Annotated in this window: 5 protein-coding genes; 1 reads left to right on the plus strand and 4 read right to left on the minus strand. The window is 35.8% G+C overall.

Annotated elements, in window-relative coordinates:
* Positions 1 to 933 (minus strand): PorP/SprF family type IX secretion system membrane protein, encoded by a 933-nt coding sequence (locus AC4FQX_RS08795; protein WP_491167315.1) that lies wholly within the window; start codon positions 931 to 933, stop codon positions 1 to 3.
* 56 nt (positions 934 to 989) lie between these two features.
* Positions 990 to 9,476, minus strand: a complete 8,487-nt coding sequence (locus tag AC4FQX_RS08800; protein ID WP_491167316.1) for an Ig-like domain-containing protein — start codon at positions 9,474 to 9,476, stop codon at positions 990 to 992.
* A 662-nt stretch (positions 9,477 to 10,138) separates the two neighbouring features.
* On the opposite strand from AC4FQX_RS08800, the gene AC4FQX_RS08805 reads away from it, so the two are divergent.
* On the plus strand, positions 10,139 to 10,930 hold the full coding sequence (locus AC4FQX_RS08805) for a LexA family transcriptional regulator (RefSeq protein ID WP_491167317.1): 792 nt from the start codon (positions 10,139 to 10,141) through the stop codon (positions 10,928 to 10,930).
* Between the two features lie 61 nt (positions 10,931 to 10,991).
* On the opposite strand, the gene AC4FQX_RS08810 is transcribed toward AC4FQX_RS08805, so the two are convergent.
* Positions 10,992 to 11,297, minus strand: coding sequence for a DUF3467 domain-containing protein (locus AC4FQX_RS08810; protein ID WP_491167318.1), 306 nt, complete (start codon positions 11,295 to 11,297; stop codon positions 10,992 to 10,994).
* A gap of 4 nt (positions 11,298 to 11,301) precedes the next feature.
* Positions 11,302 to 15,603 (minus strand): DNA-directed RNA polymerase subunit beta', encoded by a 4,302-nt coding sequence (gene rpoC, locus AC4FQX_RS08815; protein ID WP_491167319.1) that lies wholly within the window; start codon positions 15,601 to 15,603, stop codon positions 11,302 to 11,304.

The raw sequence follows: 15,603 nt of genomic DNA on the forward strand, positions 1-15,603 counted from the left end.
TTAGAAGAATCTTGGTGATTTAACGCGGTTTGATTTTGATGGCAATTGATATCTCAATATTATCTCATGTGACCCGTCATTATACTTATTGAAACGAGTAGTTGAATAATCATACGCATAACCCGCAAAAATACTTGGTGATATCTGAAAACCAACTAAACCACTTATAGCATTATCCCAACGATATGATAATCCTAAAGTGACTTTTTCCTGTATAAGAAAATTAGCTGAAATATCAACTGTAACAGGAGCTCCTGTAACTGCTTTCACCAAAAACGCCGGTTTAAATTTCAATGCATAGTTTAAATCAAATACGTATCCTCCCATTAAATAATAATGTAATCTTTCTGAAACTGTAGATTCTTCGACATCATCATAATAATCAGATCGAATAAAACTAGGTACAGAAGCCCCTACATACCATTTTTCAGTATACAAAAAAGCTCCTGCTCCTACTGTAGGTTTTATCTTATCACTTATATTCTGATTCAACAATGCGTCAGAACCGTCATAATATCTACCTTTTGACCAGTCAATATTTAACATTCTGGCTCCTCCTTTTATACCTAAAGCTAACTTTGTTTCGTATCCTAAAGGAAGTGTATATGAAAAGCTACCGTCAAAATACAATTCATTAGATGGTCCAAGTTTATCATTCACAACACTAAGACCTAAACCTACTTTTTCATTTCGCAAAGGAGTGTGAATTGTAAAAGCCTGCGTTTCCGGAGCCCCGTCAATACCAACCCATTGTGATCGGTGGAGCAATGTTGCTTCTAACGAACCAGTAGACCCGGCATAAGCCGGATTTACTGATAACGTATTATACATATATTGCGTGTATTGCGGATCCTGCTGAGCATTTGCCTGCACAACAGCCAGAATACATAACAATAAAAAGTATCTTTCTTTTAATATTTTACTAATTTCCATATATAAAGGTTTTAGTGTTAGTTGGAATAAAAAACTATTGCTTTTTAAATTCATAATTATCTAATAATATATAACCATCCTTTTTTAACCCCCTGGTCAGACCCAGTATCAAGCACATAGTAATAGGTTCCTACCGGCAACTGATCATTTCTGTCTATTGCTGAATTTTTATTCGCAATTCCAGTCCAGTCATTTTTATAACCCCTTGTCTCAAATACCAGAGTACCATATCTGTTATATACCTGTAAAGTATTATTTGGATAATTCTCAATACACTCTATTTTGAAATAATCATTAGAACCATCACCATTAGGAGAAAATTCATTATAAACGATTAAACATTGTGGAGCAACTGAGGCTTCCGCCTGATTATTAGTTACATTTAAATCTATCGGAGTTGAAACATCAACTCTAGCAATATTCAAATGATCTCCTGAACCCAACACTTTTGCAACAATCTGCAACGTTGCTGTTTCATCGATATTCAATGTTGGAATATTCCATAAACCACTAATATTATTATATACCCCATTTGAAGCTATTACTCTTACAAACTCATATCCGTTTGGTAAAAGATCATTAACTGTAACATTTTCAAATTTACCGGTTCCGACATTGTTTACTTTAACTGTAAAAGTGACATTATCTCCTACAAAAGGTGTCGCATTATCAACTGTTTTAGATATTGTTATATCTGAACACACACTAACTGTTAAATCCATTTTACCGGAACTAATAGCTGAAGTACTCGTTTCTTTATAACTAACAGAAACTGATGCTGCTCCCAGAGTTGTCCAGGAAACTTTTATAGAACTATCTGTAGTTGTTCCTCCTGAAATTACAGTACCTCCAACTATCACCCAAGTATAATCTAACATCCCTGCATCTGTTACATATGTCATTTCACTAAAAACACATGCTTTATTACCACCATTAATATCTACAATTCGAGTACAAGCTGTTACAAAAACTTTCACTGCTAAACGAGTTGTGCTTTCACAACCGGCAACTGTAGAAGTAGCATAATAAACATTTCCATCTGTTAAAGCTGTTGTAGACGGAACAACATTTCCTCCGGTTAATGCATCATACCAAATTATTCCGGTTCCGGTTACCTGAATATCTGCAACCGTTGGATTATCTCTTAAACAGAAATCCTGAGCCACTTCTGTTGTAGTTGGCATAGAAGGATTATTAACCGTTACAGTTACTGCTAAACGAGTTGCACTCTCACAACCTCCCATTACAGATACTGCATAATAAACTGTTCCATTTACTAAAGCAGTTGTAGCTGGAACCACTGTTCCTCCCGTTGCAGCATCATACCAAATCACTCCGGTTCCAGTTACCTGAATATCAGCAACCGTTGGATTATTCGCTAAACAGAAATCCGGTGTGGTATCTGTTGTAGTTGGTGTAGACGGCATATCAACGATTACAGTAACTGCTAAGCGAGTTCCACTTTCACAACCAGCAACTGTAGACACCGCATAATAAATTTTTCCATTTACTAATGCTGCTGTATTCGGAACTACTGCTCCTGCTGTAGCAGCATCATACCATACTACTCCTGTTCCTGTTACCTGAATATCTGCAACTGTCGGATTTTCCGCTAAACAAAACTCCTGTGTAGCACTTGTTGTTGTTGTTGGCGTAGATGGATTTGAAACCGTTACAGTTACTGCTAAACGAGTGGTACTTTGACAAGCTCCAATTACAGATACTGCATAATAAATTTTTCCATTTACTAATACTGTTGTATTCGGAACTACCGCTCCTGCTGTAGCAGCATCATACCAAACTATTCCCGTACCTGTTGCCTGAATATCGGCAACCGTTGGATTATTTGCTAAACAGAAAGTCTGAGCAGCACTTGTTGTAGTTGGTGTAGATGGATTTGAAACCGTTACAGTTACTGCTAAACGAGTTGCACTTTCACAACCGGCAATTACTGAAACTGCATAATAAATTTTTCCATTTACTAACGCTGTTGTAAACGGAACTATCGCTCCTGCTGTAGCAGCATCATACCAGATTACTCCCGTTCCCGTTACCTGAATATCGGCAACCGTTGGATTATTCGCTAAACAGAAAGCCTGAGCAGCACTTGTTGTAGTTGGTGTAGATGGATTTGAAACCGTTACAGTTACTGCTAAACGAGTTGCACTTTCACAACCTCCGATTACAGATACTGCATAATAAATTTTCCCATTCACTAATGCCGTTGTATTCGGAACTATCGCTCCTGCTGTAGCAGCATCATACCAAACTATTCCCGTACCTGTTGCTTGAATATTGGCAACTGTTGGATTATTTGCTAAACAGAAATCCTGAGTAGCACTCGTTGTTGTTGGCGTAGACGGATTTGAAACCGTTACAGTAACTGCTAAGCGGGTTGCACTCTCACAACCTGCAACTGTAGACACAGCATAATAGATTGTTCCATTTACTAATGCCGTTGTATTCGGAACCACTGTCCCTAAGGTAGCAGCATCATACCAAACCACTCCAATACCTGTTACCTGAATATCAGCAACCGTTGGATTATTTGCTAAACAGAAAGTCTGTGTAGCGCTTGTTGTAGTTGGTGTAGACGGATCATTAACAATAACCGTTACTGCTTTAAGCTCTCCTGCTTTATTAGGACAGGTTGTTGTACTTGAAACTGCAACGTAATATGTAAAAGGACTATTTACACTTGACAATCCTGAAATTGTCAGTTCCCCGGTAGTACTATTAATTGTATAAGTCACTCCTCCCACTGTTCCATTAGAAATAGCCTGTGTTTTATTGTTATCTAAATACCAAGAGAAAACAGGACTGGTCAAATTATTACTTGTTGGCGTTAATACAGCATTCTGATTTTGACATACCTGAGTATTATTAATTGTAATATCAGTTATTTGAGAAGAAGGCAAAATTGTAAAGGTTACAGCCTTTCTGTCCGCTTCCAGTGTTGGACAAAATTCATCAGAACTTACTCCTGCAAAATAAGTATAGGTTCCCGGAACTAATCCGGTTATTGCTAATGTAGAAGTTGTCTGACCAGTAATTAACTGACTGGTAGCTCCATTAAAACTATACCAATAATATATTGGATTCGTAAGTACCGGTGTTGGACTTAATGTCGCCTGTAACGTTACATTACCATCTTCTGAACATATTGTTGTATCATTGCCACCGTTAATTGAGATAGCATTGATCGCGCTTGCTGGTGCAGCAGGTCCCACTACTACAGTAGCTACACCTCTTGATAATACTTCACAACCATAACGAATCGGCTGAATATAATATTTATAAGTTCCTGCAGCTAATGTCGCCGGAACAGTAAAAGTTGGTCCGTTTGCCAGAACAACTCCTCCAATTGGTGAATCATACCATCTGAATGTTGTACAAGCATCTGTTTGACTTTCTAATACAACGACATCCCCTGGACAAGAAACTATTTTATTAGTAGGATCACTACCTATTACTTTTGTATTTGTAACACGTTCAACAGTATGAACTCTTAAGAAATCCAATACTGAAGCAACACCACCTAATCTAAATCGTACACGATCGTATGGTTCAGACTGTGGAGCCACAATCACTACCGCTAATGCCCCACCACTTAACAAGTCTACATTTAAAAAAGTACTTGTATTATCTATTGGCGCTCCTACAGGAGTATTCCCCATATAACGCTGAATTGTAAATCCTGTCAGTAAACTAACACCTAATACAGTACCTGGTTTTGATATCACTACTTTTAGCGTATCATTCACTGCTGTTGGTGTTTTAAAAATAACGGTCATTTCTGCTGCTGCTAACACCCCTGCTCCACTATACATAGTTGCATAAGTTGCAACATCTCCATCTGCAACGTTCCAGGCATCCGTAACACCTACAGTAGCAGTCAAAGCTCCTATACCCAAATCAACAGATCCATATAGAATATCTTCTATATCCCCCGGTGTACATGTAATTGAGGTAACTTCTTTTTCATAATGGGCCTCATAAACTTTAGCGTTCTGAGCAACACCCACTAAGGCTCCCACTGAAATTCTTACTCCATCGTATGCTTTAGGTCCTGTAATATCAGAAGGTACAAAAGTATACTCAAATGAATTATCTCCTGATAATAAATTCAGTAATGCTCCTGATACGGGCTGTATTGTACCTATATCTATAGGAGTACCTAATCCGTCACGTTTTGTCCCAACAACTGAAATAGCTCCGGCTAAAGCCACACCACTATATTCAGCTCCTAATTTTATAGTAACCGGTGTTCCGGCTGCAATGGTAGTATTCCATTCTAAAGTTTGCCAGGTTGTTCCAATTCCTAATAAACCAACTCCTGATGTAATGGTTGAATAGGTTTGCGGATTACCATCTATAGCTAAAGGTCCATTTGTAACTCCTCCTGTAATAATAGAACCTGAACTCTCTGTTTGAGCATAAACTCTTTCCTGTAACACAGGACAACTATTTGGGTCAATAACAGTTACGAAAACAGTCCCACTAACAGAACAGGTACCATTACTTGCAATGGCTGTAAATGTATAAGATCCTGCTGTAGCAAAAGGACCGGCAACATTAGAAGGTAGTGCATTTCCTGTAGCATCATACCAAACAATTGTTGCGTTAGAAGTAGCCTGTAAAGTAACTGACGCTCCTATATTAACTGCAACCGCCGGATTAGTAATTGTAAGTGTCGGTAAAGGATTTATAGTAACGACTACCGGAATTTTCCCTGAAGAACATGTCTGAGCTATATTCTGAGCTTCAATATAATAGGTTCCACTTGTCTGAATAGCATTGGCTGCTGTTAGAGTAATTGGATTATTTGAAGAATCAAAGAAATTGTATGTCGTATTTCCTGAAGAATCATAATTCACAATTGCATCTCCTAATCTTGCGGTACCACATGCTACTAATGGTGTTGTAACATTTAAAGTTGCAACTGTAGGATAATTTACAACTACTTCTTTTAATGTATTAACCTCGCTTTCACAAGCACCATTTGATAACGAAATATAATATGTATAGGGTGCATTTGCACTACTTAAACCACTGGCAGTAAGTGCTCCGGTTGTAACATCTTTAGTATAAGTAACTCCCGGATGTCCTGCAAAACCTGTTATGATTTCTGTTGTTTTATTCTGATCTGTATAATATCTGAATTGTCCTCCTGCTATTGTAGTAGTAGGCGATAACACAATTCCTCCTGCACAGGATGCTGTCAAAGGACTTGAAATTGTAATATCTGCCGCTATCGGAATAGCATTAACATTTACTTTTACCGGTAAACGGGAACTATCTGTACAACCACCACGAGTTACTTCAAGATAATAAGTTGTTGTTGCATTTAAAGTAGGTGTTGTATAACTTACATCACTATCTAGTAAATTACCTCCTACTGCTGCATCATACCAGGCTACTGCATCCCCTGCAATCGTTGCAGCGGTCAGTGTTGTTGACTCTCCTGCACAAATTGTAGCTCCTGCTCCTGTTACAGTCGGTTTAGCATATATATAAGAAGCTCCGTAAATATTTAACTCTGATACTAAAGTTGCTACTCCACCGTTAAGACGTACTTCTATACGATCAAATGGCTGTGTTGCTATAAAACGTACTGTAAAACGATTTCCTGCTAAAAGTTGGATATTCAATAATCCCGGATCAACCGCCACATCATCATTATTGTTTACTACTCCATTATAGGTACTTAAACTAATATTATTCAATAAACCTAAATCTAATAATCCTACAGGCAGTCCCAGTTCTACAACTATAGTATCTCCTACTTTTCCAGCATTACCAAAAATTAATGTTTGCTGATAAAAGGCACCTAATAAACCTACCGGAACAGATAATGTAGAAGCACTATTATCATTACCATCTACTGCATTTCCTGCATCTGTTATATTACATAATACACATACTCCACCCGGTCCGGACGTTTCACTTGAAGCCGCTAAACAACTACTGACAGGAGCCCCAATAAATACATTAATAGGAACACGTGTTGCACTAACGCAAGTACTTACAGTATTTCTTGCTTCTACATAATAGGTTGTATTAACCGTTAAGTTTGGTGTCGTATAAGTATTTGTTCCTACAGCTAAAGGAACACCACCCGTAGATGTACTATACCAATCCAAAACTACATTTGCTTCTGAAGTACTTGCCTGCAAAATAACGCTCTTACCTGATTGAATAGTTACATTTTGTGATGCTACAACAGGAAGTGCCGGTGCCGGCATTACAGTAACATTTACCGTTGTACGTGTCGGACTGGTACAATTTCCTATAACTGCTTCTATATAATAATTTGTATTTGTTGTTAAAACAGGTGTTGTATAACTACTCCCTGTAGATAATAACGTACCTCCTGTTGCGGCATCATACCAATTATATGTTGTTCCTGCAACCGGTGACACTATATTTAATGTTGTTGCTTGCCCGGAACAAATGGTTGTTCCTGAAGGATCTACTGTTGGAGCAACAGGATTATTAACTGTAACTATAACAGGTAATCTTTCACTGTTAATACAGGTTCCACGACTAATCTCAACATAATAAGTAGTATTGGCTGTCAAGGTTGGTGTTGTATAACTTGCATTACTACCTAATAATGAACCTCCTGTTGCAGCATCATACCAACGAACGGTTTCTCCAAGTCCGGCAGTAGCTGTCAAAGTAGTAGCAGTGCCTGTACAAATGGTTGTACTTCCTGATATAGCAGGCTGAACAAACTTATAAGAAGCTCCATAAATATCTACATTTGACAATAAAGATGCTAAACCTCCTAAACGTATTTCAACACGATCAAAGATTGCTCCTGCAGTAATACTTACCTGAATTCGACCACCTGGTGAAAGATTCACATTTAACAAAGTATTAACCCCTACACGATCATTATTATAAGTAGCCCCATTATAAGTAGCTAAACTGATATAATCCAATAACGTTATATCTGCCAACCCTAATATTCCCGGTATTCCTAACTCAACTGTTATAACATCTCCTACCCTTCCGGCATTATTGAATTGTAATGTTTGCTGAATATAACCATTTATTAAACCTAGAGGAACTGTTAACGTTGTAGCAGTATTATTATCTCCATCTACAGAGTTCTCAGGATTAGTTACTGAACATAGTAAACATAAACCATTTTGATTTGTTTGCTGACTATTTGCCTGTAAACAATCCCCGGTAACACTTCCTAATACAGTAACTGTAACAGCAGAACGAGTAGTACTTAAACAACCACTTACCGTATTACGTCCTTCGACATAATATGTTTTTGTAGCTGTTAAAATAGGAGTAGTATAACTTGTGCTGTTTTTTAATAAAGCAATACCGCCTGTTGGTACATCATACCAATCTAATACAGTATTAGCCTCTGAAGTAGAAGCTTGTAAAGTTGCATTCTGACCAGACTGAATAGTAACACTTTGTGTTAATATTGTCGGTAAAGCAGGTGTTGGAGATACTGTTACATCTACCTGAGTACGTGTTGAACTGGTACATGCCCCAATTACTCCTTCCACATAATAACTGGTTACCCCTACCGGAACAGTTGAAGTATAAGAGTTTCCCGTAGCCAACAAAGTACCTCCGGTAGCCGCACTATACCAATTATAAGTAGTTCCTGAAACAGGAGCCTGTACACTTAATGTAGTAGAAATCGTTGGAGTACTGGAACATAATGAAGTTCCTGATGTACTGATTATCGGAGCTATCGGATTAGTTACATTTACAGTAACCGGTGTACGCACAGCACTTTCACAACCAGCACCTCTTGTTACACTTATATAATAGGTAGTTGTTGCCGTTAAAGCAGGCGTTGTATATGTATTTCCTGTTGCCAGTGGTGTCGTGCTTGTAGTTGAACTATACCATGCAAGCGTTGTACCGGAAGCCGGTGTTGCAGCAAGAGCTATACTTTGTCCAGAACATATTGTTTTAGAAGCACCTCCGGTAACTGTTGGTGCAGCTAACTGTAATTGAACATCATATATTCTTAAATTCACTAATAGACTTAAAAGACCTCCTACTTGTATCTGTATCTGATTAGTATCCCCAGTTAGAACAAAAGTAGCGGAAGCAATAGTTCCATTAGGCAATAATGCTACGTTTAGAATAGGGTTATTTAAAGGAATAGCAGAACCGACATTAGTTCCATTGTTTTTTGCCTGAACGGTTACATTAGCCAGTAAGCTTACATCTAATAAACCATTTCCTGTAGCAAAATAGATAACAATCGCGTCTCCTGCTTTAGCCGTTTGGTTTAAAGTCATCGTCTCTTCTGCGAAACAAGCTAATCCTACCGCATTTGTTAATGAAGCATAAGTTGTTAATCCGGGATCAACGTCAAATGCATTCAACGGATTAGTCACATCCGTCCCAACACACAATAAACCCCCATCACTATTTGTCTGTGAAACAGGTCTACAAATGGTTTGAGCTGAAGATGTAGAAAAAACAAATAATAGGAAAATTAAAAATCCTAAAAATTTTAAACTTCCAATTCGATTTAAAAAGTAATGTATTTTCATATTATTGAGTGATTAGAAGATTGACAAGAAAAAACAAGTAATGAGAAATTATCTTTGTTATTAAAATCCATTAAAGTTTTTTGATTCTCACGAAAGACATTGCTTTGTGTGATATTAAAAGTTTTGAATATCCTTTTATCAGAAAGTCCATTATCCGGTATAATCAAATAATAGACATTATCACCTATTTCTTCTAACAAACTGAAGAGTTTGACAGAAATAAAACAGAGTAAATAAAAGTAATATTTGAAAAAAGTAATTTCGAAAGTAAAGTTCAATTTCATATGTTACATTTATTAGTTAATAATTCACGCAAATTGTCCATCATAATAATTATTTCTATTGTTTATAAAATATTGAGAAGAATTTATATATTTTTTATAATTTTATTTCAACAAATACCCTATTTTTGCAATTGTAATTTCTCGATACCGAATAATTACCCAAATTATCTTCTGTTTTTTAACACATATACATCAATATTCGTTTTAGTTAATAAAAAAACAGATAAATAATTATTTAACAAAATAAAAAAAAGACTATACAATAATTTTTATTTAATATCATTTTTTAATAAAAATAGCACCCTAGAAACAACCTATATTCTTACTTTGAGAATATTTAATTTTATTATAATACATAATAAACTAAAAGTTATTGCAATGGCGCTATTTTTAAAAGATATTGATATCGAAGATAAAAGTACAATACATTATGCGAATATGCAAGAAAATAATTCTCTAAACGCGAACTTAATCATTAAAAGATTAAAAAAAAGATTAAAAATTAAGACAGACATTGAACTGTCTAGTATTTTAAATATAAAACCGAACACAATATCTACTTGGAAAAAAAGAAATTCATTAGATTTTCCATCAATAATCACGATATGCGATCTATATGAAATTGATTTAAATGAAATTTTTTTAGGAAAAGAAGAGTTAAAAAGAGATACTACTGAAAATAAAGGAAACACTATTTTAATTTCTCGTGAAATGCAGTTTCAGTATACTACTGGAAATAATCCTGGCTTTTTAGAAGAACTTCCCAGATACAGTTTCCCTTTTATTGAAAATCATGAAAGCAGAGCCTTTCAGGTCATAGGAAATAACATGTATCCTACACTAGAAGAAAATTCTTATGCTATTTGTCAAAAAAGCAATATAAATGATCTTATTAACAACAAACTCTATGTAATAATAAACAGAGAGAAAGGATTATTCATCAATCGTATTAAACTAAACCCCAATTATTCTAAAAAAATAAAATTAGTTCATGATAACAAACCAATGTATAATGACATGGAAATGAATCTATCAGAGATAGATGAACTATGGGAAGTAAAAGCTTCTATATCTTATGATATAAATAATACAAATCAACCAAAAGAGATAAAGAATAAAATAAGCTCTTTTGAAAATTATCTGATAAAAAATAAAAAAAACTTATATTAAAAAAATATTTTACACAAAACAGAATAAAAAAACCCGAAATTTCTTTCGGGTTTTTTGTTGTTTATGCTTGTCCTGCGGGACCAAAATTAAAAGGAACAGGAGGTTCTTCTGCATCCTTAATTTCACCGTGAATTGCTTCAAAACGGCTAATATTCTCTCCAATAGCCTTCAACAGTCTTTTTGCATGTTGTGGCGTTAGAACAATCCTTGATTTCACTTTTGCCTTTGGAACGCCAGGCATAATATTTACAAAATCAAGAACAAACTCTGATCCTGAATGATTAATGATCGCTAAATTAGAATAAATTCCATCAGCTATATTTTCATCCAGTTCAATGTTGATCTGTTGTTGTTTAGATTCACTCATAATCTTAATAATTAAACTCCTCTTTAGAAGCTACTAGTTCATTGTATTCTTCTTTAGAACCAACTATAATATTTTCATAGTCTCTCATACCTGTACCGGCAGGAATTCTATGTCCAACAATTACATTTTCTTTCAATCCTTCTAATCCGTCTACTTTACCTGCTACGGCAGCTTCATTAAGAACCTTTGTCGTTTCCTGGAATGATGCCGCAGAAATAAATGATTTCGTCTGAAGAGAAGCTCTTGTAATACCTTGTAATACCGGAGTTGCTGTTGCTGTAATAACATCTCTGGCAACTACCTGATTTTTATCAGTACGTTTTAACAATGAGTTTTCATCACGTAATTCACGAGTAGTTATAATCTGACCTGCTTTTAAGTTTTCTGAATCTCCTGAGTCTTCAACTACTTTCATACCGTATAATTTATCGTTTTCAACGATAAAATCTCTTGTATGAACTAATTGATCTTCAAGGAATAAAGTATCTCCCGGATCTTCAATTCTAACTTTACGCATCATCTGACGAATAACCACTTCAAAGTGTTTATCATTAATTTTTACCCCTTGTAAACGATATACTTCCTGAATTTCATTAACCAAATACTGTTGAACAGCAGCCGGACCCTGAATTCTTAAAATATCATCCGGAGTAATTGCTCCGTCTGACAACGGCACACCTGCTCTTACGAAATCATTTTCCTGAACTAAGATCTGATTAGAAAGTTTAACTAAATATTTCTTTACTTCACCAAATTTAGATTCGATTACAATTTCACGGTTACCTCTTTTAATCTTACCAAAAGATACGACTCCATCAATTTCAGATACTACAGCCGGATTAGAAGGATTACGAGCTTCTAATAACTCAGTAATTCTTGGTAAACCTCCTGTAATATCCCCTGCTTTAGAAGAACGACGTGGAATTTTTACTAAAATCTTACCTGCTTTAATCTTCTCTCCATTATCAACCATAAGGTGAGCTCCCATCGGTAAGTTATAAGAACGAATCAACTCATCATCTTTACCGTAGATCAATAAAGTTGGAATTAATTTTTTATTTCTGGCTTCTGAAATTACTTTTTCCTGGAATCCAGTCTGCTCATCAATCTCAACCTGGAATGTTTGTCCCTGCTCGATATCTTCATAAGCAATTTTACCTGTAAACTCAGAAATAATTACTCCATTATACGGGTCCCATTTACAAATCACAGTTCCTTTTTCTACTACATCTTTATCTTTTACATAAATTGTAGACCCATAAGGAATATTATGTGTATTTAATACAATACCTGTATTTTCATCTACTAATTTTAATTCTGTAGATCGTGAAATAACAGTATTAATTGGGTTTCCATCACTATCTTCACCTTTAACAGTTTTCAAGTCTTCTATCTCTAATCTACCATTGAATTTCACAACAATGCTTGATTCTTCAGAGATATTACCTGCAGTACCTCCAACGTGGAAAGTACGAAGTGTTAACTGTGTACCCGGTTCCCCAATAGATTGTGCTGCAATTACACCAACTGCTTCACCTCTCTGAGTCATTTTACCTGTAGCTAAGTTTCTACCATAACATTTCGCACAAATACCTTTCTGTGCTTCACAAGTTAATGGAGATCTCACTTCTACTTTTTCAATTGGAGCCGCGTTAATTACTTTAACTAATGCCTCAGTAATTTCTTCACCTGCTTTAACTAAAACTTCAGAAGTCAACGGATTGATTACATCCTGTAAAGTTACACGACCTAAAATTCTTTCCCCTAAAGTTTCAACAACCTCTTCATTCTTTTTCAACGCAGATACTTCAACACCTCTTAATGTACCACAATCCTCGATGTTAACAATAACATCCTGAGAAACGTCATGCAATCTTCTTGTTAAATATCCAGCATCCGCAGTTTTCAAAGCAGTATCCGCAAGACCTTTACGAGCACCGTGAGTAGAAATAAAGTACTCAAGGATAGAAAGACCTTCTTTAAAGTTCGATAAAATCGGGTTTTCAATAATCTCACCACCACCGGCAGTTGATTTTTTAGGCTTAGCCATCAAACCACGCATACCTGTTAACTGACGTATCTGTTCTTTAGAACCCCTTGCTCCAGAATCAAGCATCATATACACAGAGTTAAAACCTTGCTGGTCCTCTCTAATGTTTTTCATCGCTAATTCTGTCAACATAGCATTCGTAGAAGTCCATACATCAATAACCTGGTTATAACGCTCATTATTGGTAATAAGACCCATGTTATAGTTCATTGAGATACCATCAACTTGTTCATTGGCATCTGCAATTAATTCTTGTTTTCTTTCCGGAATAATAATATCCCCTAAACTGAATGATAAACCTCCTTTGAAAGCGAACTTATAACCCATATCTTTCATATTATCAAGGAAAGCAGCAGTTGTCGGAACATCTGTTACATTTAAAATTCCACCAATAATATCTCTTAAAGATTTTTTAGTTAATACCTGGTTAATATACCCTGCTTTTTCAGGAACCACTTCATTAAATAATACACGTCCGGCAGTTGTCTGAATAATTTGATACACTAATTCTCCAGCTTCATTAAAATCTTTTGCTCTGATTCTTACACGAGCATTTAATTCAACTCTTCCTTCGTTTAAAGCAATATTAACTTCTTCCGCAGAATAAAAAGTAAGACCTTCACCTAAAATTTTATGTTCCGGAGTAGATAAACGTTCTTTGGTCATATAATACAGACCCAAAACCATATCCTGAGAAGGTACAGTAATAGGAGCTCCGTTTGCCGGATTCAGAATATTATGAGACGCCAACATTAATAATTGAGCTTCTAAAATAGCTTCTGGTCCTAACGGCAAGTGAACTGCCATCTGGTCACCATCGAAATCCGCATTAAACGCCGTACAAACTAATGGGTGCAACTGAATCGCTTTACCTTCAATCAATTTTGGCTGGAATGCCTGAATACCAAGTCTGTGCAAAGTAGGAGCACGATTCAGTAATACCGGATGTCCTTTAATTACATTTTCAAGGATATCCCATACAACCGGTTCTTTCTTATCTATGATCTTCTTGGCAGACTTAACCGTTTTTACAATTCCTCTTTCTATCAGTTTACGGATAACAAAAGGTTTGTAAAGTTCAGCAGCCATATCTTTTGGCAGACCACATTCAAATAATTTCAATTCAGGTCCAACAACAATTACCGAACGAGCAGAATAATCAACACGTTTACCTAAAAGGTTCTGACGGAAACGTCCTTGTTTACCTTTTAATGAATCTGATAATGATTTTAATGGTCTGTTAGATTCTGTTTTAACAGCAGAAGCTTTTCTTGTATTATCGAATAACGAATCTACAGATTCCTGTAGCATACGTTTTTCATTACGAAGAATAACTTCCGGAGCTTTGATTTCCATTAAACGTTTTAAACGATTGTTACGAATAATAACTCTTCTGTATAAATCATTTAAATCTGAAGTAGCAAAACGACCTCCGTCTAACGGAACAAGTGGACGTAATTCTGGTGGAATAACCGGAACTACTTTCATAATCATCCATTCCGGACGATTCTCTCTGTTCTCATTCGATTCACGGAAAGATTCTACTACCTGTAATCTTTTTAACGCTTCAGTTTTACGTTGTTTAGACGTTTCTGTATTAGCACTGTGTCTCAGATCGTATGATAACTGATCGAGATCAATTCTCGCTAATAAATCCATAATACATTCTGCTCCCATTTTGGCAACGAATTTATTTGGATCGAAATCATCAAGATACTGATTCTCTGCAGGAAGAGTATCTAATATATTTAAATATTCCTCTTCTGTTAAGAAATCAAGTCTGTTTAAAGCTTCTCCTTCAGGATTTTTAGCTATACCTGCCTGAATTACCACATATCTTTCATAATAGATAATCATATCTAATTTCTTAGATGGTAACCCAAGAATATAACCTATTTTATTAGGAAGTGAACGGAAATACCAGATATGAGCGATAGGCACAACTAAATTGATATGCCCTACTCTATCTCTACGTACTTTTTTCTCTGTTACTTCTACCCCACATCTGTCACAAACAATTCCTTTGTAACGGATTCTTTTATATTTACCACATGCACATTCAAAATCTTTTACAGGACCGAAGATTCTTTCGCAGAAAAGACCATCACGTTCAGGTTTGTGTGTACGATAGTTGATAGTTTCCGGTTTCAGCACTTCTCCTCTTGACTCAGCCAAGATAGATTCAGGCGAAGCTAATCCTATCGAAATTTTGTTAAACCTTTTTACAGTATTTTTATCTTTATTTCTATTCATCAT

It is taken from the genome of Flavobacterium sp. AK-301, from assembly GCF_058310215.1.